General features: G+C 65.1%; 26 protein-coding genes. 2 read left to right on the forward strand and 24 right to left on the reverse strand.

The genetic code is table 11. From position 1 onward, the window contains the following. Positions 1-13: 13 nt before the first annotated feature. The 22 genes from SKZ59_RS04795 to SKZ59_RS04900 form a co-directional block, all read right to left on the reverse strand. Positions 14-961, reverse strand: a complete 948-nt coding sequence (locus tag SKZ59_RS04795) for a type II secretion system F family protein (protein WP_319990961.1) — start codon at positions 959-961, stop codon at positions 14-16. A gap of 19 nt (positions 962-980) precedes the next feature. Beyond that, positions 981-1,955 (reverse strand): type II secretion system F family protein, encoded by a 975-nt coding sequence (locus tag SKZ59_RS04800; protein ID WP_072455317.1) that lies wholly within the window; start codon positions 1,953-1,955, stop codon positions 981-983. 10 nt (positions 1,956-1,965) lie between these two features. Then, positions 1,966-3,333, reverse strand: coding sequence for a CpaF family protein (locus tag SKZ59_RS04805; protein WP_034750845.1), 1,368 nt, complete (start codon positions 3,331-3,333; stop codon positions 1,966-1,968). 46 nt (positions 3,334-3,379) lie between these two features. Next, positions 3,380-4,531 carry an AAA family ATPase gene (locus SKZ59_RS04810; RefSeq protein ID WP_034750836.1) on the reverse strand — a complete coding sequence of 384 codons (1,152 nt, stop codon included), beginning with the start codon at positions 4,529-4,531 and terminating at the stop codon, positions 3,380-3,382. Between the two features lie 36 nt (positions 4,532-4,567). Beyond that, entirely contained in the window at positions 4,568-5,086 is a 519-nt protein-coding gene (locus SKZ59_RS04815; protein ID WP_219327606.1) for a TadE/TadG family type IV pilus assembly protein, read from the reverse strand. 10 nt (positions 5,087-5,096) lie between these two features. After that, positions 5,097-5,564 carry a TadE/TadG family type IV pilus assembly protein gene (locus tag SKZ59_RS04820; protein ID WP_034750833.1) on the reverse strand — a complete coding sequence of 156 codons (468 nt, stop codon included), beginning with the start codon at positions 5,562-5,564 and terminating at the stop codon, positions 5,097-5,099. A gap of 7 nt (positions 5,565-5,571) precedes the next feature. Continuing rightward, positions 5,572-7,122, reverse strand: coding sequence for a Tad domain-containing protein (locus SKZ59_RS04825; RefSeq protein ID WP_319990962.1), 1,551 nt, complete (start codon positions 7,120-7,122; stop codon positions 5,572-5,574). 46 nt (positions 7,123-7,168) lie between these two features. After that, positions 7,169-7,456 carry a hypothetical protein gene (locus tag SKZ59_RS04830; RefSeq protein WP_319990963.1) on the reverse strand — a complete coding sequence of 96 codons (288 nt, stop codon included), beginning with the start codon at positions 7,454-7,456 and terminating at the stop codon, positions 7,169-7,171. A gap of 9 nt (positions 7,457-7,465) precedes the next feature. Further along, a complete protein-coding gene (locus SKZ59_RS04835; protein WP_319990964.1) occupies positions 7,466-9,061 on the reverse strand; it encodes a type II and III secretion system protein family protein in 1,596 nt (531 codons plus the stop codon). Between the two features lie 22 nt (positions 9,062-9,083). Continuing rightward, positions 9,084-9,932 carry a Flp pilus assembly protein CpaB gene (cpaB, locus tag SKZ59_RS04840; protein WP_319990965.1) on the reverse strand — a complete coding sequence of 283 codons (849 nt, stop codon included), beginning with the start codon at positions 9,930-9,932 and terminating at the stop codon, positions 9,084-9,086. Next, positions 9,929-11,275, reverse strand: coding sequence for an ATP-binding protein (locus SKZ59_RS04845; protein WP_319990966.1), 1,347 nt, complete (start codon positions 11,273-11,275; stop codon positions 9,929-9,931). The genes cpaB and SKZ59_RS04845 overlap by 4 nt, the downstream gene beginning before the upstream one ends. Positions 11,276-11,306: 31 nt before the next feature. Continuing rightward, on the reverse strand, positions 11,307-11,927 hold the full coding sequence (locus SKZ59_RS04850) for a methyltransferase family protein (RefSeq protein ID WP_034750813.1): 621 nt from the start codon (positions 11,925-11,927) through the stop codon (positions 11,307-11,309). A 40-nt stretch (positions 11,928-11,967) separates the two neighbouring features. After that, the gene (locus SKZ59_RS04855; RefSeq protein WP_051991107.1) at positions 11,968-12,555 is read right to left on the reverse strand and encodes a prepilin peptidase; all 588 of its coding nucleotides are present in this window, start codon (positions 12,553-12,555) and stop codon (positions 11,968-11,970) included. Beyond that, entirely contained in the window at positions 12,552-13,622 is a 1,071-nt protein-coding gene (locus tag SKZ59_RS04860; RefSeq protein WP_319990967.1) for a phosphatase PAP2 family protein, read from the reverse strand. The genes SKZ59_RS04855 and SKZ59_RS04860 overlap by 4 nt, the downstream gene beginning before the upstream one ends. After that, positions 13,619-13,792, reverse strand: a complete 174-nt coding sequence (locus tag SKZ59_RS04865) for a Flp family type IVb pilin (protein WP_080698528.1) — start codon at positions 13,790-13,792, stop codon at positions 13,619-13,621. Before SKZ59_RS04865 ends, SKZ59_RS04860 begins: the two co-directional genes overlap by 4 nt. 95 nt (positions 13,793-13,887) lie before the next feature. After that, entirely contained in the window at positions 13,888-14,058 is a 171-nt protein-coding gene (locus SKZ59_RS04870; RefSeq protein ID WP_070303472.1) for a Flp family type IVb pilin, read from the reverse strand. An 82-nt stretch (positions 14,059-14,140) separates the two neighbouring features. Then, a complete protein-coding gene (locus tag SKZ59_RS04875; RefSeq protein ID WP_161781479.1) occupies positions 14,141-14,287 on the reverse strand; it encodes a hypothetical protein in 147 nt (48 codons plus the stop codon). Between the two features lie 251 nt (positions 14,288-14,538). Beyond that, positions 14,539-15,240 (reverse strand): response regulator, encoded by a 702-nt coding sequence (locus tag SKZ59_RS04880; RefSeq protein WP_235194204.1) that lies wholly within the window; start codon positions 15,238-15,240, stop codon positions 14,539-14,541. Beyond that, positions 15,237-16,904: a sensor histidine kinase gene (locus tag SKZ59_RS04885; RefSeq protein WP_139143401.1), complete on the reverse strand. Its 1,668-nt coding sequence runs from the start codon at positions 16,902-16,904 to the stop codon at positions 15,237-15,239. The genes SKZ59_RS04880 and SKZ59_RS04885 overlap by 4 nt, the downstream gene beginning before the upstream one ends. A 149-nt stretch (positions 16,905-17,053) precedes the next feature. After that, on the reverse strand, positions 17,054-18,013 hold the full coding sequence (locus tag SKZ59_RS04890; protein WP_034750954.1) for a sensor domain-containing diguanylate cyclase: 960 nt from the start codon (positions 18,011-18,013) through the stop codon (positions 17,054-17,056). 5 nt (positions 18,014-18,018) lie between these two features. After that, positions 18,019-18,645, reverse strand: coding sequence for a chemotaxis protein CheC (locus SKZ59_RS04895; protein ID WP_034750807.1), 627 nt, complete (start codon positions 18,643-18,645; stop codon positions 18,019-18,021). A gap of 2 nt (positions 18,646-18,647) precedes the next feature. Further along, positions 18,648-19,016 carry a response regulator gene (locus SKZ59_RS04900; RefSeq protein ID WP_070303475.1) on the reverse strand — a complete coding sequence of 123 codons (369 nt, stop codon included), beginning with the start codon at positions 19,014-19,016 and terminating at the stop codon, positions 18,648-18,650. Positions 19,017-19,223: 207 nt separating this feature from the next. On the opposite strand from SKZ59_RS04900, the gene rpiA reads away from it, so the two are divergent. Continuing rightward, positions 19,224-19,901: a ribose-5-phosphate isomerase RpiA gene (gene rpiA / locus SKZ59_RS04905; protein WP_034750801.1), complete on the forward strand. Its 678-nt coding sequence runs from the start codon at positions 19,224-19,226 to the stop codon at positions 19,899-19,901. Positions 19,902-19,921: 20 nt separating this feature from the next. On the opposite strand, the gene SKZ59_RS04910 is transcribed toward rpiA, so the two are convergent. Both SKZ59_RS04910 and SKZ59_RS04915 read right to left on the reverse strand, forming a co-directional pair. Then, positions 19,922-20,446: a DUF6622 family protein gene (locus tag SKZ59_RS04910; RefSeq protein ID WP_070303476.1), complete on the reverse strand. Its 525-nt coding sequence runs from the start codon at positions 20,444-20,446 to the stop codon at positions 19,922-19,924. A gap of 167 nt (positions 20,447-20,613) precedes the next feature. Continuing rightward, positions 20,614-20,886 (reverse strand): oxidative damage protection protein, encoded by a 273-nt coding sequence (locus tag SKZ59_RS04915; RefSeq protein ID WP_034750797.1) that lies wholly within the window; start codon positions 20,884-20,886, stop codon positions 20,614-20,616. Positions 20,887-21,105: 219 nt separating this feature from the next. Here SKZ59_RS04915 and kdsA point away from each other — a divergent pair, with 219 nt between their 5' ends. Then, a complete protein-coding gene (gene kdsA / locus SKZ59_RS04920) occupies positions 21,106-21,951 on the forward strand; it encodes a 3-deoxy-8-phosphooctulonate synthase (protein WP_128142254.1) in 846 nt (281 codons plus the stop codon). The last annotated feature ends 130 nt before the right edge of the window (positions 21,952-22,081 follow it).

The raw sequence follows: 22,081 nt of genomic DNA on the forward strand, positions 1-22,081 counted from the left end.
GGCGGTTCTCCGGTCAGCTGCCGCTGCCCATGCTGGGCAGGAGCACGCGGTAGATTTGCAGGAAGGCTGGTCCCATCAGGACGACCAGCAGCGAAGGGAAGATGAAAAAGATCAGCGGGAACAGCAGCTTGAGGGCGATCTTCGCCGCTTCTTCCTCGGCCAGCTGGCGGCGCTTCGTGCGCAGCTGGTCCGACTGCACGCGCAGCGAGGCGGCGATGCTGGTGCCGAAGCGCTCGGCCTGGATCAGCATGGCCACCAGCGCGTCGACATCCTCGACCCCCGTGCGCAGGGCCAGGTTGCGCAGCGCCCGCTCCTTGGTGTTGCCGGCGCGCAGTTCCAGCATCACCAGGTGCAGTTCCTCGGCCAGCACGGCGCTTTTCAGGGCGATCTCGGCCGCTACCCTGGCCAGCGCCGCATCCATGGCCAGGCCCGCTTCCACGCACACCGTCATCAAGTCCAGCGCATCGGGAAAGCTCTCGAAGATGTCGCGCTGGCGCCGCTTGATCATTTGCGCCAGGACGATATTGGGCAGGTAGTAGCCGATGGCGGCCACGATCAGCAGCCAGAACAAGAGAGCTTTGCCCGCCATCTGGCTGCCCGACGCGCTCAGCCCCAGGAACAGCATCAGGGGCAGGCCGATGGCCAGCATGGTCTTGGCGGAAAAGAACAGGATGGGCGCGGACGCCTGGCGCAGGCCGGCATTCATGAAGCGCCGGCGCATCACGGAGCCTTCCCAGCCCTGGTCGGGCAGCGACAGTTTGGCCAGCGGGCCGCTCAGGCGCACCATGCGCGCCAGCCAGGGGCTGGGCGCGGAGGCGCCAGGCGCCGCCGCGCTCTTGCCGGTGGCGTTGTCCATGCGCTGGCGCAGGGGATCGGGGGCAAAGCTGCGCATGGCCACCAGCACGGTGCCGAAGACGGCGATGAAGAGCAGGGCGAGAAAGGCGAAATGGACGGGATTCATGAGGATTCTCCTTGCGGGCTCAGACGCGGATGCGGATGATATTGCGCATGACCAGGATGCCGCACACCATCATCACCAGTGCGCCGACGAGCATCTTGCGTCCGCCCGGATCGACGAACAGCATTTCCAGGAATTGCGGATTGGTCAGCTGGATCATGGCCGCCGCGCCGAAGGGCAGCAGCGACAAAATCCAGGCCGACAGCTTGCCTTCGGCCGACAGCACGCGCACCTGTCCCAGCAGCTTGATGCGCTCGCGGATGATGCGGCTGATGCTGTCGAGCAGCTCGGCCAGGTTGCCGCCCGTTTCGCGCTGGATCAGCACGGCGATGACGAAGTAGCGCAAGTCCGTGCTGGGCACGCGCGTGGCCAGGTTCATCAGCGCGTCCTGCATGGCGATGCCGAAATTGACTTCATCGAAGGTGGCGCGAAATTCTACGGCCAGCGGCGCGTTCATTTCATCGCCGACCATCTTCAGGGCCGTGGGGAAGGCGTGGCCGGCACGCAGGGCGCGCGCCATCAGGTCGAGCGCATCGGGCAATTGCTGTTCGATGCGCTGCAGGCGCTTGGCCTTGGCGCGCAAGACCACCAGCAGCGGCAGCAGGGCCGCGCCGGCCACCAGCGGCAGGAGCAGCAGCCACGGCACGCTGAAGTAGCTGAGCAGCAAAAACGCGGCGCCGGCCGAGGCCAGCATCACGCCGGCGAAGCTGGCCACGCTCCAGGTCAGGCCCGACTGTTCCAGCAGGCGGTCGAGCGCATGCACGCGGGGCACGCTGAGCAGCACGCGCTGCAGGGACGGGGTGTCGCTCAGCAGGCGTTTCTTGATCATCGAGCTGCCCGCGTCGCCATGCGCGCCGGCCGACATGATGCGCAGGCGGCGCGCGACCCTTTCCGCTTCCGGGCCGCGCGAGGTGTTCCACGCCAGGTACACGCCCTCGATCAGCAGTACCACGGCGATGAAGGTGAGGATGGCGAATACGTAATAGAGATAGTCCATGATGCTCCCCTTAATGGTACTGGCGGGCGGGATCGAACAGGGTTTCCGGCAGGCTGATGCCGAAGGCGCGCAGGCGTTCCAGGAAGCGTGGCCGCACGCCGCTGGCATGGAAATGCCCCTGCACCGTGCCGTCCTCGCCGATGCCCGTCTGGCGGAAGGTGAAGATTTCCTGCATGGTGATCATCTCGCCCTCCATGCCCGTGATTTCCTGGATCGACGTGACCTTGCGCTTGCCGTCCGTCAGGCGCGACACCTGCACCACCACGCTGATGGCCGAACTGATCTGCTGGCGCATGGCTTTCACGGGCAGGGCCGCGGAAGCCATGCTGATCATGTTTTCCAGCCGCGTCAGCGCGTCGCGCGGGGTGTTCGCGTGGATGGTGGCCATCGAGCCTTCATGGCCCGTGTTCATGGCGCCCAGCATGTCGAGCGCCTCGGCGCCGCGCACCTCGCCCAGGATGATGCGGTCGGGGCGCATGCGCAGCGCGTTGCGCACCAGCGCCCGCTGCGTCACTTCGCCCTTGCCCTCGATATTCGGCGGGCGCGTTTCCAGGCGCACCACGTGCGGCTGCTGCATCTGCAGTTCGGCCGCGTCCTCGATGGTGACGATGCGTTCGGCCGTGCTGATGAAGCCGGAAATCGCATTGAGCATCGTGGTCTTGCCGCTGCCCGTGCCGCCCGAGATCAGGATGTTGACCTTGGCCTTGCCCAGCGCCTGCAGCGTGGTGCTCATTTCCTCCGTGAGGCTGTGCTTGAGCAACAGGTCGGCCAGGCGCAGCGGCTGGGCCGAAAAGCGCCGGATCGACATCACGGGGCCGTCGATGGCCAGCGGCGGGATGATGGCGTTCACGCGCGAACCGTCGGGCAGGCGCGCATCGACCATGGGGCTCGATTCGTCGATGCGGCGGCCCACGCGCGAGACGATCTTGTCGATGATTTTCATCAAATGCGCATCGTCGGTGAAGCAGACGTCGCTCAGCTCCAGGCGGCCATGGCGCTCGACATACACCTGGCGGTAGGTGTTGACGAGGATGTCGGAGACGCCGGGATCGGCCAGCAGCGGTTCGAGCGGGCCGAAGCCGAGCACCTCGTCCTGGATGTCGCGGATCAGCGAGCGCCGTTCCAGCTCGTTGATCACCACATTGTCTTCCGTGAGCACGTCGCTGACGAGGATTTTCAGCTCTTCGCGGATCTGTTCGCGCGACAGGCGCTGCATGCCTTCCAGGTCGACGCGGTCGAGCAGCGCCTGGTGGGTGCGGTGCTTGAGCTGCTGGTAGCTCTGGCTCGATGCGCCCTGGTGCGCGGCATCGTCATTCAGGCTGGCGTCATCCTGGGCATAGCCCAGGCGGTCCCGCAGGGTGAGTTTTTCGACAGTCATGATCGGTCTCCGGTAAATGTAGGGGGATCAGGCGCGCTGTAGGGAATCAGGCGCGCGCCAGCAGCCGCGAAACCCAGCCTTGCGCGGCGGGCGGGGTTTCGCCGGCCATGCTGGCGGCCAGTTCCTGCAGGGCGCGCGAAACGGCGTTGTGCGGCGTCAGCTTGAGGATGGGCACGCCCTGGCTGACGGAGGCCGCCACCGCTTCGTAGTGGTTGGGGATGGATTTGTAGACGTGCTTGCCATATGCGGCTTCCAGGTCGGCCACGCGGATGCTGTCGCTGCTCGCATAGCGGTTCAGGATCAGGCGGATCTTGTCTTCGCGGTAGCCGAGGCCGCGGAACACGTCGAGCAGGCGCTTGCCGTCGCGCACATACGGCAACGTTGCCTGCAGCACGGGGAAGATCAGGTCGGCCCGGTCCAGCGCGCGCACGCTGACGGGGTCGAGGCCGCGCCCCACGTCGAGCAGGATATAGTCGTACTGGCTGCGCGCCAGGGTCAGCAAGCGGTCGATATGGTCGGCTTCGACGTCGGCCGCGTGGGCCGGGTCGTCGGCGGCGGCCAGCACGCTGTAGGCGGGCGTGATCTGGATCATGCTGGCGCTCAGCAGCGAGGCGTCGAGGCGCACGATCTGCTGCGACAGCTGCGACAGGGTGGTGGCCGGCTTGTGGTCCGAGACGAACAGGGCGGCGTCGCCGAACTGCAGGTTCAGGTCGAACAGCGCCACCTTGCGCTGTTCGCCGGCGGCCAGCGCGTAGCCGAGGTTGGCGGCGATGAAGGTGGCGCCGCTGCCGCCCTTGCATGAGACAAAGGCCAGCACCTGGCCCTTGCGCGTGACCTGCTTCTGCAGTTTTTCCTCGATGCGGCGCAAGGCGGCGCACAGGGCCGCGTCGTCGTCCGGCTGCAGCACTTCGCGCACGCCGGCGCGCATCGAGCGCAGCAGGAATTGCGGACTTTGCTGCGGGCATTGCACGATGATGGCCAGGCTCGGATGGCGTCCGCCCAGCAGCTCGAGCTGTTCCAGCTCCGCCTCGCCCGTCTGCTCCTGCTCCAGCAGCAGCAAGTCCGGCGTGACGCCGTTGTCGAATACATCGGGTATGCTCGCCAGCAGGGTCACGCGGTCGGCCGTGCTGCGTTCGCGCAGCAAGCGGGTCAGCCGTTTGAGCTGGGCTTCATTCTTCGAGACGATGACGATATTCACTTGGTACTCCCCGGTAAAAGTGTTCGGTAAAGGCGTTCAGTTGATCTGGAAGCCCAGGCTTTCGGCGTGCATGACCACCACCGAGGCTGGTACGGCGATATTGAGAAAACCGAACAGGCTGACCATCGGCGTGTAGCTGACGTTGTCGATCGAGACGCGCACGCTGTCGATGCAGCTGGCCGTGCGCGTGATGTCGCCGCAGGCCGACAGGTTGTCGCCCGGGTCCGTCGGCGGCAAGGTCACTTCGGCGCCGCTCTTGTTCAGGTAACGGATGGTGATGTTGGCGGCCGTCAGTTCCGGCGCGGCCGGCAGTGCCGTGCCGCCGAACAGGGCCAGGGTCTTGATGGCGTCGGTCTCGTCGACCCAGCGCACCACGGCTTCGCGCGCGGCGCGGCGGCTCACTTCCTGCACCGTGTTGTACAGGTACAGCATGCGGCCAAATTCGAGGATGCCGAACAGCAAGGTGAAAAACAGCAGCGACACCAGGGCGAATTCGACGGCGGCGGCGCCGCGCTGGCGCCCGGCTGGAGGAGGTGATGAAAGGCGGTGGCGCATGGCGTTCCCCTTACAGCATGTAGCGCATGGTGGTGCGCGGCGAGAGCGGCGTGGCATAGCTGCTGGCCGCGCCGATCACGAAGGGCAGGTACTGGCCCACGGACAGCGTGTAGTTGACGACTTCGACGCGGATGCCGCCCGGCGCCGTGCCATCGTTGCAGTTGCTGTCGTTGAACGCCGCGTCCAGGCAGGTGACCGTCACGTTGGCCGTGGTGAAGTCGCTGATGCCGGCGCTGAGGGCCGCATCGACCACCGTCTGCCTGGCCGCCGGCACGCCCTGCGAGGCGATGCCGGCCTTGGCCTTGACGGACATGTTGCGCGCCGCGTCGCGCGTGGCCTTGGTCAGCGCGTCGTAATACCAGAAGGCGCGGCCGAAGCCGAAGATGCCTGCCAGCAGGGTGATCAGCAGGGCCAGCACGATGCCGAATTCGACGGCGGCGCCGCCGCGCTGCCTGAGGGGGGAGTGGTGGATGCGCATGGCCGCCTCACTTGTAGAGTTTGATTTCGGAATTCGGCACGGGCTCGATCAGGCCCGCGAATTCGACGTCGAGGCGCTTGGTGCCGCCGCTGAAATCGGCCTTCATCGTCATGAAGAATTTGCCGATGCCGACCGCGTTCATGGTGCCGCACGAAGCGGGCCCCACGGGCGCCGTGCGGCAGTCGACCAGCACCACGTTGAGGATGCGCCGGTTGCGCTGGCCCGGATGGGCCGGCGAAGGCGCCTGGAACGTGGGCCCGCTGGTCTGGTTGTACGGCGAAGGCGGCGTACTGGCAGGAAAGCCCGCGCCGGGGCTGACGGGGTAGCTGGCCGTGTCGAAGTAATTCGCCTTGGCCGTGCTGTACATGGGGTTGGCGTTGCCGTCCGCGACGCTGTAGGCCGTGCCGGCCTTGGCCGGGGTGGCGCCATTGCTTTGGTAGGCGGGGCCGTAGGACCACAGCACGCCGTAGCCCGAGAACTGGGCGAACGTGGCCGATGGCGCGGGAACCGTGCCGGCCGACGGCAGCTGGTAATTCGGCTTGTTGCCGGCCAGGCTGACGGGCTGCTGGCTGGGCAAGGTGCTGGCGCCCGGTTCCATCCAGCTGGCGGGCGGCGAACTGGCGGCGGTGGCGGCGCAGGGCGACGCGGCGCCCACGCACGGATATTCCTTGATGTTGGTGTCGGGCGGCGCCGTCGCGGGGTCGCACACGGAGGGGCCGCCGTAATCGTCGAAGCGCGAATTGAGCGAGGCGGCCAGCGACGCCGTCAGCCCTGTGTTCGTGTAGACCTGGCCCGTGCCGCTGGTGATGACGGCGCTGCTGCCCGTGCACATGAACGGCGCGGTGGAGGCGGCGCTCGCGTGCGAGGCGCTGCAGGTGCCGGGCGGCGCGTCGACGGGATTGATCAGGTAGGGATCGGAAGGGCCGCCCAGCGGATTGAGGCCGAACAGGTTGTAGGTGACGCCGCGGCGGAAACCGAATTCCACCAGTTCCGTCAAGCCCGTGCCGGCCGGCGCGGCCGGATACGTGTATTGCGCCGTCTTGTTGGCCGGATCGACGGCGCACACGCCGATCGGCGTGACGTCGTTGACGAAGCGGCCCGCCACGGCCACGCCCGAGGTGCTGGTGCTGGCGATGCCGGCGATGCCCATCAGGTAGGTGGCGAAGGTCTTGCTGCCCGTGTCGACGCGGATGAAGGTCTGGCCCTGGGGACTGGTGCGGGCGCTGGCGCCGGACGACCAGGGGCCGTCCGGGCTGGGGCCGAACTCGATGTTGGCGGCCGTGATGGTCAGCGCCGTGGAAAAGTCGTAGCGGTTCTTTTGCGCGATGGCGATGGCCTTGGCCTGCGCGTTGTCGATGCCGTCCGCGCTTTGATTGAGTTCCACGGCGCCGGCCAGGGCGGCGCTGTCGGCGCCGTTCTGCAGTTCCGCCTTGGCGATGTACAGGTGGCCCAGGTCCAGCACCAGGCCGCCCATGGCAAACAGCACCACCAGGGTCAGCCCCAGCACGATGGCGATCGCGCCCTGCTGCTTGTCGTGCCTGCGAAATGCGGTGTTCATGGCTGTCTCCTGGTGGCCTGGGGGAAGTGCATCGCGGGACCGGCGCCTACTGGCGTCCGCCCACGCCGATGGTGAAGACATTCGGTTGCGGTTCCGGCGCCGCGAACGATTTCTGGTAGCGCTGGTAGGCGCTGACGCCGGCCTTGCCGTCGATGCCGCTGACCGGGTTGGCATTGCGGTAGGCGTCCGGATACATGATCTGCTGCGCCTTGAGCAGGGCCACCGATTCGCCGAAGTGCGAATCGAGCACGGGCGTGGTGGTGGCGGCGCAGCCGGCCAGCAGGACCAACAGCGAAAGCAGGGCGGCGCAAGGCAGGCGATGTGCGGTTTTCATGGTGTTCTCCTATTTGAGGTCGAAGCCGGCGGCAGGCTGGGACGCGGCCGCTTGCGGCTGCATGGGCGCTGGTGCCGGTGCCGCTGCGGGGGCGCGCGCCGGTGCGCTGCCTTCCATTTTTCCCTGCATGAACATGTCGCCGCGCGTCGGCTGGATGTAGCCGTCGGTGGGCAGCTTGTAGTCGGGCGGCAGCGGCTTGACCAGGTGCGGCGTGATGATGAAGACCAGTTCCGAACGGTCCGTCTGGAAGTCCGTGCTGCGGAACAGGGCGCCCAGCACGGGCACTTCGCCCAGGCCTGGCAGGGCCTTGATATTGCTGGTCACGTTGTTCTTGATCAGGCCGCCGATGGCGAAGCTCTGGCCGTCGAACAGCTGCACCGTGGTGGTGGCGCGCCGCGTCGTAAACGATGGCAGGATGGCCGTGGCCGAGATGCCGGTGGCGGTGATGCCGATGCCGTCCTTGTTCAGGTCCGACACTTCCGGCGCCACCTTCAGGTTGATGCGTCCCCCTTCGAGCACGGTGGGCGTGAATTTCACGGCCACGCCGAACTCCTTCTCTTCCAGGGTGATGGTGGGCACGCCGTTATTGTTGCTCTGGCTGACGGGGATGAATATCTTGCCACCGGCCAGGAAGCTGGCCTCCTGGCCGCTGATGGCCATGATGTTCGGTTCGGCCAGCACCTTGATCAGGCCATCGCGTTTTTGCGCGTCGAGGTTGAAGAAGTTGTTCTTGCTGGCGCCGCTCAAGCCGCTGGGATTGTTGCTGAGCAGGCTCGACAGCAGCGAATACGACCAGCTGCCGATGGTCTTGTTGATGCCCAGGCTGGCGCCCAGCTGGTCGACCAGCACCTTCGACACTTCGGCCACTTTCACTTCCAGCATCACCTGCTGCGGCGCGGCGATCGACAGCAGGTTGATCACGCGCGGCATGTTCGCATCGGGCGTGGCGGCGGGGGCCGGAGCGGCGGCGCCTGCGGCTGCGGCGGGTGCGGCGCCCGAGGCGGCGCCGCCGCTGCGGGCGCTGCGCTGCACATAGGCGTTGGCCAGCGACAGGGCCTGGTCGGCCTTGACGACATCGCTGACCATGCCCGACAGGATCAGGGTGTCGCCCGCCACCGTGACGTTGATCTTTTCGTTCGGCAGCAGTTCGGCCATGCGCGCCTGCAGGCTGCTGCTGTCGATGCCGACGGCCAGGTCGATGATGGTGGCGTCATTGCTCTTGTTCCACAGGATCAGGTTGGTGGTGCCGACGGAACGCCCCAGCAGGTAGACCTCGTTGGGGTTAAGCAGGATGACGTCGGCGATGCGCGGGTCGCCGACGGACATGCGGCTGGCGGCGAACGGCAGGCGCATCAGGGTCGACTTGCCTTCGGCCAGGCTCATTTGCGGCGCCATCTCGGTGCGCCCGGCGCGCGATTCGCTTTGCGGCGGCGTGGCCTTGGGGCGGGTGGTGGCGCGGCTGCTCCTGGCGGTGCCCGTTTCGGCGGCAGCGGCGGTGGCGGCAACGGGTTCGCCGCGTGCCTGGGGCGCCAGGGCGCCGATCATGGCGAGGGCAAGCGCCAGGCTGAGTACCCGGCTTCCGCTTGCTGTGCAATATGTGCTCATGGCGTGACTCCTCTGGTGCAGGTTAGAATTGTTGGGAGCTGCGTTCCAGCCCCTTGATGACATCGACCTTTGGACCGGCCGTTGGCGCGGGGGCGGCGGCGGGACGGCGGCGTGGCAGCGGCTTGGCTTGCACCATGGCGGCGGGGGCTGCCATGGCGATTTTTTCATCGAGCAGGCTGGACTTGGTGGCGCCTTCCGTGTTGACGGGTTTGTCCTCGATCTGGTTGCGCAGCACCAGCGACAGGGTGCCCACGCTGCGTGCCAGGTCGAGTTTTTCCGCCTGGTCCGGCGTCAGCTCCAGGGTCACGGCGTTGACCACCTTGGGCTTGGTGTCGTCGCGGCTCGATTCCTGGGCGATGGCCAGCACGAGGATGCGTTCGAGCACGATCTTGGAAATGTTCGGATCGCGGTCCGGCGTCTTGCGGGCTCCTTCGCCCTGGGTATTGACGAGGATGTCGACGAAGTTGCCGGGCAGGGCGAAGCCGGCCACGCCCACCACATCGTTGACGCGCACGGTCATGGCGCGCTTGCCCTCGGCGACGACGGCCGACAGGCCGCCTTGCGTGCCGGGAGGCGCCAGCTTGCCTTCCATGATCGGTTCGCCGTGCTGGATGCTGGTGCGCGTGACGCGCGTTTCCAGCAGTTTCGGATCGTTGATGGCGCCGGGCGGCAGCGCGTTCGATGGCCAGTCCACCATGCGCACCATGTCGGGCGTCAGGCGCGCGCCCAGGCTGATGTCGACCTGGGCCACGGCCACCTTGTTGATGTTGCCCGAGGCTTGGGCATTGATCCAGCGCGCGGCCACGATGACCGCGGCGAACGCCAGGATGACCGCAATGGCCATCATCGTCAGAGCGCGTGCGTTTCTCATTTTGCTTCCCCTTTGTGCTGGACCGCTTCCGGTCCGTTATGTGTGCTTGCAAGGTCGTCATCGCTGCCGAAATAGTTTTTCCATGCCCACAGCAGCCCTTCCGGCGACAGCTGCGCCGCGTGGTCTTCATAGCGCGCCTGGTCGCAGATCTGCGCGAGGATGTCGCGTGGATAGCAGGCCAGCAAGGGCCGCCCGTACTGGCTGTGCAGGTGCAGCAGATAGGTGTAGGAGGCTTCGTCGAAATTGATGCCCAGCTGGGCGCAGGTGCTGCGGAACACGGCCAGGTAGTGGTAGGCGGTCAGGGGTCCCACATGGATCTTGTAGCCGATGCGGCGCAGGAAGGAATCGTCGGCCAGGTGCTGCGGCGCCAGGTTCGACGAGAACACGACGATGACGTCGAAGGGCACGGGGAACTTGTAGCCCGTGTGCAGCGACAGGTAATCGATGTGGCGCGCCATCGGCACGATCCAGCGGTTCATCAGCTCCACGGGCGAGCAGCGCTGGCGGCCCAGGTCGTCGATGATGAAGATGCCGTTGTTGGCCTTCAGGTGCGGCGGCGCCTGGTACAAACGCGTGCCCTGGTCGAATTGCAGGTCCAGCATGTCGAGCGTCAGCTCCCCGCCCGTCAGCACGGCGGGACGTTCGGCGCGCACCCAGCGCGGGTCGGATGGCACGGGGCCGCCGTGCGACACGGTGTGCAGCATGGGGTCGAGGAAGGGCAGCACTTCGCCGTCGACCATCACGGCATGGGGCAGGGCGATGGCGCCGCTGAGCAGGCCGTTCAGGCGCTCGGCCAGGTAGCTCTTGCCGCTGCCGGCGGGGCCGTGGAAGAACAGGGCGCGTCCGGAATTCATGGCCGCGCCCAGCTGGTCGAGCACGGCCGAACTGGCCACCACGTTGCGAAATTCGCGCTGCACGTCGTCGCGGGTGACCTGCATGTCCGCCACGCTTTGCGCCAGCACCTGGTTGCTGTAATCGGCCAGGGTGACGGGAGCGGGACCGCTGTAGGCATTGCGGCGCATGTACTCGGCGGCGCGCAGGCGGCCCTGGTCGCCCAGCAGATAAGACAGGTCGGCGTCGGTGCCGCTGCCGCCGTTGCGGCGCGCTTCGCACAGTTTTTCGGCGCGCATGAAAGTGAGCAGCGGCTCGAGCACGCCGGCGCCCAGTTTCACGTGCGTCGACAGGGCGGGCAGGCCGATCTGGCCGCGCTGGAAGAGTATCTTGACCAGCAGTTCGACGAGGAACAGGAAGGGCAATCCCGTTTCCTCGACCGTGCGTGGCGCGCGCTTGGCGGCCGGTTCGACGCCGCCGCCGTCGCTGCGTTCTGGATAGGTGTCAGGCATGATGGATGCTCCTCGCTCGGGTGGCCGGATATCAGAAAATGAAGGGCAGCAGGCGGTACTTCACCTGGCGCATGTAGACGCGATAGCGCACGTCGGTGGACAGGAAGCGCTCTTCGCGCAGCAGGCGCATCACCATCATCGTCATCGTCGCCACATAGATGATGGTGTTGGCGAGCGAGGTATTGGCCAGCAGGTAGCCGCTCAGGGAAATCAGGTAGCTGGCATACAGCGGATGGCGTACCACGCGGTAGACGCCGCCCGTCTTGATCTCGCGCTGCGCCGCCACCAGGCCGAAGCTGCGGTTCAGCGACAGCAGGCCGGCGATCTGCAGCAGGCTGCCGACGGCCAGCAGGTAGCGCGCGCCTGGCCAGATGGCCATGTCGGCTGGCGCGAAGAGGAAGGGGGCGAAGGTGGCGCCGATGGCCAGCAGCCAGTCGCCCGCATCGGTGGAAACGCTGACGGGGGCCGAACGCACGATGAAGAACAGGGCGGCCAGGGTTTCGGCGACGCAGAACAGCAGATAGCTCCAGTCGCCGCTGTGCAGATAACCGACCACGTGGGCACTGGCGAAGAACGCCCACAGGCAAGCCATGGCGATGCTGGTGAGCAGGCTGGCGTGGCGCGAGTGGCAGAAGGTGGCGAGGGTGTCCATGGTCAGTTCCTATGGTGGCTGGTCGTCGGAGCGGCGCGTTTCAGCGCAAGCTCCACAGGTGGGTGTAGTGCAGGAATACCTGCAGCAGGGTGCCGCTGGCAATGGCGAAGGCGTAGGCCAGCTTGCCGGTGGCGGGCGGCGGTTCGGCGATCGTGGCGGCGCCGCCGGCAAGGCTGTGCAGCAGCGCGCCCAGCATCATGTGGTAGGTGTTTTTCAGCACCTGGCGCAGGCGCTGTCCCACCAGCGCGGCGGCCAGGGCCAGCACGCCGCCGCACAGGAAGGTCAGCAGGGCCGCTTCGAGCACGGCGTCGGGGCCGAGGAAGGCGCCGCACATGGCCATCAGCTTGACGTCGCCGGCGCCCAGGGCGCGCAGCAGATACATGGGCAGCAGCAGGGCCAGTCCGGCGGCGGCGCCGGCCAGCGCCTGCAGCAGTCCCAGGCCGCCGAAGGCCGCGTCGAACAGGCCGGCGCCCGATGGCACGAAGCTGTTCAGGATCAGTCCCGCCAGGGTGCCCCACAGCACCAGCCGGTTCGGGATGCGGCGCGTGCGCAGGTCGTGCCACAGGGCGGCAGCGAGCAGGGTGGCCAGCACGGCCAGGCACAGCAGCATGGGCAGGTGGGCGTTCATGATGTCAGTCCTTCCTTGCCCATGCAGGGCGCCGTGGCCATGTGCACGGCCGGCGCCGCGGCCTGGCTGCCCAGCAGCCGTCCCACCAGGTGCCACACGAGCGCCGCGCCGGCCGCGCCGACATAGCCGTCGAGCGCATAGTGCCAGCCCAGGTGGATGGAGCCGAGCAGGATCAGCACGGCGAAGGCGGACAGGGCGATCCCGGCGGCGCGGTTGACGTTCCAGCCCACGATGGCCATCAGCACGGCCGTGGCCACATGCATGCTGGGCATGGCGGAGATGCCCAGCTCACCGTTCGCGCCCTTGCTTTGATAGCCTTGCCACAGCATCTCCTGCACCTGCAGGGCCCAGACGGGGACGTGCCCGTTGGCCTCATGCAGGTAAGCCATCAGCGGCGCATACGGGTCGCTGGCGTGCAGGTGGCCGTAGTAGCAGGGGCCGACCGAGGCAAACAGCACGGCCATGATGCTGCCCAGGACGATCCACGTCAGCGCAAAGCTGAGCAGGAACTGCATGCGCAGCAGCGGGCGCCGGGTGTCGAGGATGAGCCAGTACAGGATGGCGTAGAACAGGAAGAACCAGAAGTGGTAGCTGAAGTTGAGCAAGCCCGTGACGAGCGGGTGGCCCAGCAGCGGCTGCAGCCTTTCCCACGGCGCCATGCCGCCATGCAGCGCGACGTCCCAGGCGGACAGGGTGGCATCCCAGGTGTAGGGGTGCAGGCGCGGGATGGCGCCCTTGATGACGGTGAAGCTGGACGCGAAGACGGGGATCAGCAGCATGGCCGGCAGCGCGTGCAGCAGGCGCTCGTTGCTCAGGTAGCGGCGCAGATCGTGGTACAGATAATGGCACAGGCGGTGCGGGCGTTTCATCACCATGACGTGGATGGTGTAGCCGCACAGGATGAAGACGGGGCCCGTGAGGATGGCCACGAGGAAGCCGGCCAGCACGTTGAGGATGTCCGCTGCGCTGGGCAGGCCGCCGGCCAGCAGCATCGCCGCGGCGGCGTACGGCAGCACGATCAGCAGCAGGGCGCGGTGGGTGCGCAGCGAGAGGCGCAGGGTATTCATGACAGGGCCAGGACCACTTGGTCCTTGACGTAGACAAACAGCAGCTTGACCTGGTCGCCAAGCACGGTGATCGTGATGACCAGCACGACCGCGATCAGGCCCGCCAGCAGCGCGTATTCGATCGCTGTGACGGCGGACTCGTCGGATACACGGCTGAAGAGAGATTTCACGATGGGCCTCGCTATGCGTCGTCAAGGTGGGTGTGCCGGGGGAGACTGGAAAGCGTAGTCCGGGCCGGCGCAGGGCCGGTCCGGACAGCACCGCATCAGTTCGCAGCGGTGAGCTTGGTGCCGATGGTGCTGAAGGTTTTTTTCAGCTGCGTGCCGACGATGGTGATGGCGGCGATGATCACGACGGCAATCAGGGCAGCGATCAGGCCGTACTCGATTGCGGTGACGCCATCTTCTTCGCGGATAAAGTTTTTGATGAGGTTCATGACAACTCCTGGTGTGGTTAAGGTACGGCGGTGGATGAAACGGCATGACGGTGTTGCTTCCTGCTGCTACGACCTGGCGTTCTCATGGGCTTTCGCCCAGTGCCAGCAGTCCGATGATGCATACCACCGCCATGAGGGCCGCCACCAGGGCATAGCGGTAGAACGCAGCCTTTTCCTTGCCCTGCAAATAGGTGATCAGGGCTGTCGGAAGATACTTGTCAAGGCGCATGCTGTGCTCCGTGTCGTGGTGGGCCGTGCGGTGATTTGCACTCCGGTAAATCCACTATAGAAGTTGGCACCTTGATCTACATCAGAAGAACATCCTTTTATTGCAAGGAGGAACTGCTTGTTTTTTTCGTGACAATTGTCATGGTCGAGTCTGGCGCGCAGGCGGGCGCAGGGGCGCAGGCCGTTTCGAAGGCTGGCGCAGGGGAGGCGGGAAGGGTGTGCGCGGCCGTGGCCGCGCGGGGGACGGCGGACTCAGGCGCCGGGCGGCAATTGGCCCAGCTGGTGCTTGGTGGCGTAGGCGTACAGTTCCAGGCGGTTGTACACGCCCAGCTTGCGGTAGATCGACGTCAGGTGATTGCGCAAGGTGTGTTCGGAGATGAACAGCTGGTCCGCCAGCAGCTTGGCCGGCGTGCCGCTGCCGTGCACCAGCGCGGCGATGATCTTTCTTTCCTTGAGGGTCAGGCTGGCGATGGCGATCGCTTGCGCCGAGCCGCCACCGGGCTGGGTCAGCTGCGTCAGCATGCGTCCCAGTATCGCGTGTTCCAGCCACAGCTCGCCCTGGTAGACCTTTTCGATGGCCTTCAGGACCATCTCCGCCGGCGCATCCTTGCTGACGATGCCGCGCGCGCCCTTGAGCACCGTCTGGTCCAGGACGGCCTGGTCGTGGCTGGCCGTCAGCACCAGCACGCGCGTGCCGCCGCTCTGCGCCAGCGCGGGCAGGATGGACAGCGAGCTGATGCCGCCCAGGTCCAGGTCCAGCACGATCACATCGGGTTGCAACGCTTTTGCCTGCTCCAGCGCCTCGGTGCCGTCGGAGGCCGTGGCGACCACGCGCATGCCCGAGTGCTCACCGCCGATCAGCCGCTCCAGGCCCCACAGCATGGTCTTGTGATCGTCCACCAGCATGACGCTGATGACATGGCTGGCCGGTGGCATGTGGCGTAAGTCATTCATATGGGGATCTCGATCTGCACGGAGGTGTTGCCCAGCATGCCATGCGTGACGCGGGCCGTGCCGCCGAGGGCGGCGGCGCGCTCGGCCAGCGAGTCGGGCAGGAAATCGGGGACGTGCGCGGCGGCGCATTCGTTGTCGATGCTGATGTGCAGCGCGCCCTGCACGCAGGTCAGCTTGACGGCGCCGTGGCGCGCCGACGTATGCTTGCGGATATTGCTCATGCCCTCGTTGACGATCTGGAACACCTCGGCCGCCAGGCGGTCGTTGATGTGCAGGTCGCCTTCGATCTGCAGGGCGATGTCGATGCCATAGAATTCGCGGATCTGCGTGGCCTGGCGGCGCAGCGCCACCAGCAGTTCCGGCTCGCTTTGCACTTGCCCGTTCTTGAACGTGCGCGCGTAGCTGCGCAGGTCGGCGATCACCTGGCCCGACATGATGATCAGTTTTTCCAGTTCCGGCAGCAGCGGATTGCCCGGCGTGGCTTCGTTGCGCAAGGCGGCCAGGCCGTGGCGCAAGCCGATATACGGCTGCACGGCCGTGTCATGCAGGTCGCGCGCGATCTTTTCGCGTTCGCGCGAGGCCGCCTGCGACGCCAGCCGGTCGAGCAGGTTGATGTTTTCGATGACGGGAAACGCCTGCGCGCCGATATGGCTGAGAAACAGGGCGTCCGTCTTGCTCATGCTGGTGGCGGAGACGATAAAGATGCGGCCTTTGCCATTGCGCAGGGGCAGCGGCGCGCTGATGAAGGCGTGCGCTTCGAGCAGCTCGGCCAGGCGGGCGCCCGCCGCGTCGTCATGCCGCAGCCAGCGTCCGCTGTCGGGCTCGAGCATGCGCGCGCCGCCTATCCACGGCAGCCAGGGGCCGGCGGGCTGGTTGTACAGCGCGATTTTATCGTGCGGGAAAGCGAGCAGGGGACTGGCCGCGTCGTCGCTGAGGAGCGAGCTGGTGTGTACGACGCCCGTTGCCGTTTGCAGCACGCTGCGCAGCGACCAGACCCGCGTGCCCTTGTCCTGCATGATCAGCAGGCAGCTGCGGCCGTTGAAATAACTGCGGGTTTTTTCCAGCACCGAGGTAATGGTCTGGTCGACGCCGAAGCGCGGATTGGACAGCTGGCTGACATCGCGCAGCAGCGCCAGGTGGCTGCGCTGCGTGATGGCCGAACCGCCCCAGTAGGCGATCATGTAGCCGAGCGCCAGCAGGAAGGTGGTGCGCAGCAGCAGGCGCGACAGTTCCGCATCCGTTTCGCCGAACAGGGCAGTCGCGGCGAACAGGCCGGCCGAAGCGAGGGTGACGCGCGCGCCTTCCTCGAAGCCACGCTGGAACGACGAGGTCAGGATGGCAAAGAAAAAAAACAGGAAGAATAAAGTGTTGTGGCTGCTGGTGGAAAACACGATCAGCGCATACCAGGCCACGTCGAGCCAGTACAGCAAGATATCCTGGGGCAGGCTGAGGCCCAGCACGGCCAGCACGTAGAGCAGCAGGCTGTGCATGGTGTAGGCGGAAAAGATCAGCCAGGTAATCTTGCTCAGCTTGCCGGCGCTTTCGGGATCGATGAACAGGGTCAGCAAGGTGGCGCTCGACAGCAGCAGGCGCATGCCGTTCACCATGGTCGTATCCATGCCAGCACCCGGCAAGCCGGATTTGAGGGGAGGATCGAGTTTCACAAGCGCTCCTGGCCGTGTCCCGCATGGTGAGCCATGCGCAGGGATAGATACCACAGATAAATTCTTGTTGTTGTTGCTGCAATCACTGACGAGTCTACGCACACGCCGTAAAGATGTCTACTGGAATCCTTTGTCCGGCGTTGCTTTTTTTATAGCGGCTGCACCATCACGCGGTTGCGCCCCGCGCCCTTGGCCAGGTACAGGGCGCGGTCGGCGGCGCCGATCAGGGCGGCGATGGTCGGCTGCTGCTGCGGGTGCTGGGTGGCGATGCCGATGCTGACCGTAATGTGCTTGACCTCATTGCCCGTCTTGGCATGCGGAATGCGCAGCCCGGCCGCCCGTTCGCGGATCGCCTCGGCCATGCGCAGCGCCTGCGCCGCGTCCGTGTCGGGCAGGATGGCGGCAAATTCCTCGCCGCCATAGCGCGCCAGCAAGTCGGTGGGGCGCTGCAGCATGGCGGCCAGTTCGGCCGCCACTCGTATCAGGCAATCATCACCTTGCTGGTGACCGTAATGGTCGTTGTAATCCTTGAAATGGTCGATGTCGATCATCAGCAGCGACAGGGGGCTGCCCGTGCGCATGGCGCGCCGCATTTCCTTTTCGATCGCCACGTCGAAGTGGCGGCGGTTGGCGATGCCCGTCAAGCCGTCGGCAAAGGTTTGTGAACGCAACACCATGGTTTGTTCGCGCAGCAGCTTTTCGCGGCCCACGGCGATGGTCACATCATTGATCTGGATCAGGCAGTGGCGCGGCGAACCGGGCAAATTGATCGGCGTGACGGCAATCGCCTGCTGCATGCGCTCCCGGCCTTCGGCCGCGCCATGCGTGTACAGGGGGAATGGCGCCTTGTGCAGGGTTTGCGACAGCAGCGACTGGAAATTGTCGCGCAGGGCCTGGGTGATGGCCGAGGCTATGCGCTTGTGGCGCAGTTCAGGATAGACGGCAAAGAAATCCTGGCCCAGCACGGCGTCGGCCTGGCACGCCGAGTGGCGCGCCATCCAGTGGTTCCACAGCACGATGCGGTGCTGTTCGTCGAGCACGATGGCGCCCAGGTTGACGGCGCCGAGTATGCTCTCGAGCAGGGCGAGTCGGTGCAAGGCCTCCGGCATGATCGTCACGCCTGTCCCAGGACCTTGGCCAGATAGCGGCTGACCTGCTGCTTCAGGTCGTGCAAGGCGGACAGGTCGAGCACGAATGCCACATAACCGTGGATCTGGTGCTTGGACAGCACGAAGTCGATATGCAGCATCAGCACGACGGCGTCGTCATCGTCGCCGCCGAACGAGGACAGGATTTCCGCGCTGGTGCCCACGTGGTACAGGGGCAGCGAGCCATGCAGTTCACTGTCGAACAGGTTGGCCAAAGTTCCCACGCAGGAATTGAGGATGATGTTGCCGATTTCGCTCATCGCCTCCTGTTCCATTTCCGTCAGTTCCTGCAGCGGCATGGCGTCGCCCACCATCAGGCGCACGATTTCCAGGCTCTTGTCCTCGGGGAACATCAATATGGCTTCGGTGGCGAAGGCGCCATCGTAATGCTGGCTGACGCCACAGATGCGTTCGCCATCCTTCTTGCTGCCCAGCAACGCAGCCGCGTCGGCACGGTTCAGGAAGGTGATCGACGGCACCGACATGGTGACTTCTTCATTGACGATTTCGCTCATCGCGGCGGCCGCATGGCCCACCCCGATGTTGAATATCTCTACGAGGGCATCGTTTTCGAGTTCGGAGAGATTGACCATGCTCACAGTCCCAGTGACGCGATCAGCTGGTGGATGCGCGTTTCCGTGATCGGTTTTTCCATGAAGCCGACGCCGAGCTCAGTGGCGCGGTTGCGGATGGCGTTTTGCACGTTGGCCGTGACGAGAATGATGTGCGTTTGCGGGCACAGCGCGCGCAATTGTTCCGCCGCCGCCACGCCGCCCATGCCGGGCATGTTGACATCCAGTAATATCAGCACAGGGCTGATGGTCTTGACTTTTTCCAGGGCTTCTTCACCGGTCGCCGCCTCAATCACTTGCCAGTCGGCATGTTTGCTGAGGATGAACTGATGCGACATCAAACGTGAAACCCGGCTGTCATCGACAACAAGTACCTGTTTACTGTGATTCATGTGCTATTCCTGGAACGTCATATCGGGCAATCGTGCCATTTTCGCATATTTTAGAGTGCATAGAGAGTAATTGGCTGGGAATTGCCCTGGGGCAAAGGTTTCCAGCTTGGCTGTTGTATTCCATCGCATGGCCCGTCATCATGGCCGGCTGGCCGGGCTGGCAATCCGTTAAAATAGCGGCATTCCCCACTTTAGCCTTTTTTTGCCATGACCCAAGACGAATTGAAGCAAGCCGTAGCCCGCGCCGCCATTAACTATGTGGTGGACGGTGAAATCATCGGTGTCGGCACCGGTTCCACCGCCAACTTTTTCATCGATGAACTGGCCAAGATCAAGGACCGTATCAAGGGGACGGTCGCGTCGTCCGAAGCGACGGCCGCGCGCCTGGCAGGCCATGGCATTCCCGTCTTCGACTTGAACGACGTCGAATCGATCGCCGTCTACATCGACGGCGCCGATGAAATCACGGCCAGCGGCGCCATGATCAAGGGCGGCGGCGCGGCATTGACGCGTGAAAAGATCGTTGCCTCCGTCGCGAAACAGTTCGTCTGCATCGCCGACGGCTCCAAGCTGGTGGAAACCCTGGGCGCCTTCCCGCTGCCGGTGGAAGTGGTGCCGATGGCGCGCGCCGCCGTCTCGCGTCAGCTGGCCGCGCTGGGCGGCACGCCCCGCTTGCGCCTGAAGGCTGGCAGCGATCAAGCGTTCATTACGGATAACGGCGGCGAGATCATCGACGTGCTGGGCTTGAAAATTGCCGACCCGGTGGCGCTGGAACAGCAGATCAACCAGATCGTCGGCGTCATCGCCGTCGGCCTGTTCGCCGTGCGCGGCGCGAATGTCTGCCTGCTGGGCATGCCGGAAGGCGTGCGTACTTTGGCCTACTGATACGCAGCAGAAATCCGGGGTCAGACCCGCCGGGTCTGACCCCAGCCTTCCATTTGCACCGCCCGGTACACGGCCACAGTGCGCAGCAAGCCGCCGATGAAGAGGCCGCTGAAGCAGCCATAGGCGAGGCACACAGGTGCGGTGAAGCCGGTCGCGTGGGCATAGGCTGGCGCGATGGCCAGGGTCACGGCCACCGCATATTTCATGCAGAAGATACTCATCATCAAGATCAACGGCACCCAGCTGCCGGGACGCTGCACGCTGCTCCGTTCGGGAATGGCGACGATCTTGCGCGCATCGGTCAGCGTCCACGCCAGCGCTGCACCGGCCAGGGCGCCGATTGCCCAGGCGAACGGCGCCACGCCATCGAAGCCGAAACTGCCATGCACGCCGCTCAGCGACAGCGCCAGCATCACCATGGGAATGATGCACAGCTTGCGCAAGGTCACTTCGCGCGCGCGGCTGGCCAGCACGCCCCGGTAGACGAGAAAGCCCAGGATGGCCCAGACGTAGAGGGGAGTGTGGCTGAAGATTTGCTGCAACATGGTGTCCGCCTTGGAATGAGGTTGTCGATGGACGTACTGTGCCAGCCGGCGGCATGGGCGGCGAGCGGTGTGCGACGAAACGGGGAGGCGGTGCCGTGAAACGGCGGAGGCGGGCGTGAAACGCAGGCGAAACTGCCCGTGACGTGGTCACGGGCAAGCGATAAAACTTATTCCGTTGGCGGCACGTAGCCCATGGCGGCATCGGCGCCATCGCCGAAGAAATGCTTTTCCATCTGCGTGGCCAGGTATTTGCGGGCGCGCGCGTCGGCCAGGTTCAGCCGGTTTTCATTGACCAGCATGGTCTGGTGCTTGAGCCAGGCAGCCCATGCTTCCTTCGACACGGATTCGTAAATCTTCTTGCCCAGTTCGCCCGGGTACGGCGGGAAATCCAATCCTTCGGCTTCCTTGTTGAGTTTGATGCAGTGGATCGTGCGGGCCATCTGTGCTCCTGAATCAGTGTAGAGATAAAGCGTGATTATAAGGCACTTTGCGCCTGCCCTCGCGGGGCCGTCGCGGCCTGGCGACACGCCGTTTGCCGCGCCCTTGCGCTGGATCAAATTTGATCTGCGCCGCCCCAGCTAGTAAGATGCCTTATCGCGCCAGCCGCTGGCTGCGCCTCTTCCAAGCAAGTAGTAACAATTAACCAATATGGAATCCCTATGACCTCAGTGAAAGTCCATGGCATCGACGTCAGCAATACGGGCAGCTTTGCGCTGTTTGGCGGCATCAACGTGCTCGAATCGCGCGATCTTGCCATGCGCGCCTGCGAAGAATATGTGCGCGTGACGCAAAAACTGGGCATTCCCTATGTGTTCAAGGCCAGCTTCGACAAGGCCAACCGTTCATCGATCCATTCCTACCGCGGCCCGGGCCTGGAAGAAGGCATGCGCATCTTCCAGGACGTCAAGGCGGCGTTCGGCGTGCCCGTGATTACCGACGTGCATGAACCATGGCAGGCGCAGCAGGTGGCCGAAGTGGTCGACGTGCTGCAACTGCCCGCTTTCCTCGCGCGCCAGACGGACCTCGTCGTGGCCCTGGCGAAAACAGGCAAAGTCATCAACATCAAGAAGCCGCAATTTTTGAGCCCTGGCCAGATGGCCAATATCGTCGAGAAATTCAAGGAAGCGGGCAACGATCAGCTGATCCTGTGCGACCGCGGCACCTGCCTCGGCTACGACAACCTGGTGGTCGACATGCTGGGCTTTGGCGTCATGAAGAAGACGTGCGACGACTTGCCCATCATCTTCGACGTCACGCACGCGCTGCAGCAGCGCGACCCCGGTGGCGCCGCTTCGGGCGGCCGCCGCCAGCAAGTGGCGGATCTGGCCCGCGCCGGCCTGGCCGTCGGCATCGCCGGCCTGTTCCTGGAAGCTCATCCTGACCCCGACAACGCTCGCTGCGATGGCCCCAGCGCCTTGCCGCTGGACCAGCTGGAACCATTCCTGGCGCAATTGAAGGCGCTCGACGACCTGGTCAAATCGTTTGCGCCGCTGAATATCCGGTAGCGCCTTTTTGCAGGCTGTCAGTAAAAAAACACCACCTTTTCTTCGGGTGGTGTTTTTTTTGGGCTCGCACAAATGTGTTGCTTTATTGCACGTTGTGATAATTCCATAGAAACGACTTATTCATCCCGCC

The sequence above is a fragment of the Janthinobacterium sp. GMG2 genome, assembly GCF_033949445.1.
Taxonomy (GTDB): domain Bacteria; phylum Pseudomonadota; class Gammaproteobacteria; order Burkholderiales; family Burkholderiaceae_D; genus Janthinobacterium; species Janthinobacterium aestuarii.

What these genes read in the sequence shown, in the direction of transcription:
- SKZ59_RS04870 (WP_070303472.1), bottom strand. Translation starts at nt 14,058, where the DNA reads ATGAACCTCATCAAAAACTTTATCCGCGAAGAAGATGGCGTCACCGCA.
- SKZ59_RS04900 (WP_070303475.1), bottom strand. Translation starts at nt 19,016, where the DNA reads ATGAATCACAGTAAACAGGTACTTGTTGTCGATGACAGCCGGGTTTCA.
- SKZ59_RS04835 (WP_319990964.1), bottom strand. Translation starts at nt 9,061, where the DNA reads ATGAGCACATATTGCACAGCAAGCGGAAGCCGGGTACTCAGCCTGGCG.
- SKZ59_RS04830 (WP_319990963.1), bottom strand. Translation starts at nt 7,456, where the DNA reads ATGAAAACCGCACATCGCCTGCCTTGCGCCGCCCTGCTTTCGCTGTTG.
- rpiA (WP_034750801.1), top strand. Translation starts at nt 19,224, where the DNA reads ATGACCCAAGACGAATTGAAGCAAGCCGTAGCCCGCGCCGCCATTAAC.
- kdsA (WP_128142254.1), top strand. Translation starts at nt 21,106, where the DNA reads ATGACCTCAGTGAAAGTCCATGGCATCGACGTCAGCAATACGGGCAGC.
- SKZ59_RS04795 (WP_319990961.1), bottom strand. Translation starts at nt 961, where the DNA reads ATGAATCCCGTCCATTTCGCCTTTCTCGCCCTGCTCTTCATCGCCGTC.
- SKZ59_RS04860 (WP_319990967.1), bottom strand. Translation starts at nt 13,622, where the DNA reads ATGAATACCCTGCGCCTCTCGCTGCGCACCCACCGCGCCCTGCTGCTG.
- SKZ59_RS04800 (WP_072455317.1), bottom strand. Translation starts at nt 1,955, where the DNA reads ATGGACTATCTCTATTACGTATTCGCCATCCTCACCTTCATCGCCGTG.
- SKZ59_RS04815 (WP_219327606.1), bottom strand. Translation starts at nt 5,086, where the DNA reads ATGCGCCACCGCCTTTCATCACCTCCTCCAGCCGGGCGCCAGCGCGGC.
- SKZ59_RS04915 (WP_034750797.1), bottom strand. Translation starts at nt 20,886, where the DNA reads ATGGCCCGCACGATCCACTGCATCAAACTCAACAAGGAAGCCGAAGGA.
- SKZ59_RS04825 (WP_319990962.1), bottom strand. Translation starts at nt 7,122, where the DNA reads ATGAACACCGCATTTCGCAGGCACGACAAGCAGCAGGGCGCGATCGCC.
- SKZ59_RS04850 (WP_034750813.1), bottom strand. Translation starts at nt 11,927, where the DNA reads ATGGACACCCTCGCCACCTTCTGCCACTCGCGCCACGCCAGCCTGCTC.
- SKZ59_RS04820 (WP_034750833.1), bottom strand. Translation starts at nt 5,564, where the DNA reads ATGCGCATCCACCACTCCCCCCTCAGGCAGCGCGGCGGCGCCGCCGTC.
- SKZ59_RS04890 (WP_034750954.1), bottom strand. Translation starts at nt 18,013, where the DNA reads ATGCCGGAGGCCTTGCACCGACTCGCCCTGCTCGAGAGCATACTCGGC.
- cpaB (WP_319990965.1), bottom strand. Translation starts at nt 9,932, where the DNA reads ATGAGAAACGCACGCGCTCTGACGATGATGGCCATTGCGGTCATCCTG.
- SKZ59_RS04880 (WP_235194204.1), bottom strand. Translation starts at nt 15,240, where the DNA reads ATGAATGACTTACGCCACATGCCACCGGCCAGCCATGTCATCAGCGTC.
- SKZ59_RS04910 (WP_070303476.1), bottom strand. Translation starts at nt 20,446, where the DNA reads ATGTTGCAGCAAATCTTCAGCCACACTCCCCTCTACGTCTGGGCCATC.
- SKZ59_RS04845 (WP_319990966.1), bottom strand. Translation starts at nt 11,275, where the DNA reads ATGCCTGACACCTATCCAGAACGCAGCGACGGCGGCGGCGTCGAACCG.
- SKZ59_RS04805 (WP_034750845.1), bottom strand. Translation starts at nt 3,333, where the DNA reads ATGACTGTCGAAAAACTCACCCTGCGGGACCGCCTGGGCTATGCCCAG.
- SKZ59_RS04895 (WP_034750807.1), bottom strand. Translation starts at nt 18,645, where the DNA reads ATGGTCAATCTCTCCGAACTCGAAAACGATGCCCTCGTAGAGATATTC.
- SKZ59_RS04855 (WP_051991107.1), bottom strand. Translation starts at nt 12,555, where the DNA reads ATGAACGCCCACCTGCCCATGCTGCTGTGCCTGGCCGTGCTGGCCACC.
- SKZ59_RS04875 (WP_161781479.1), bottom strand. Translation starts at nt 14,287, where the DNA reads ATGCGCCTTGACAAGTATCTTCCGACAGCCCTGATCACCTATTTGCAG.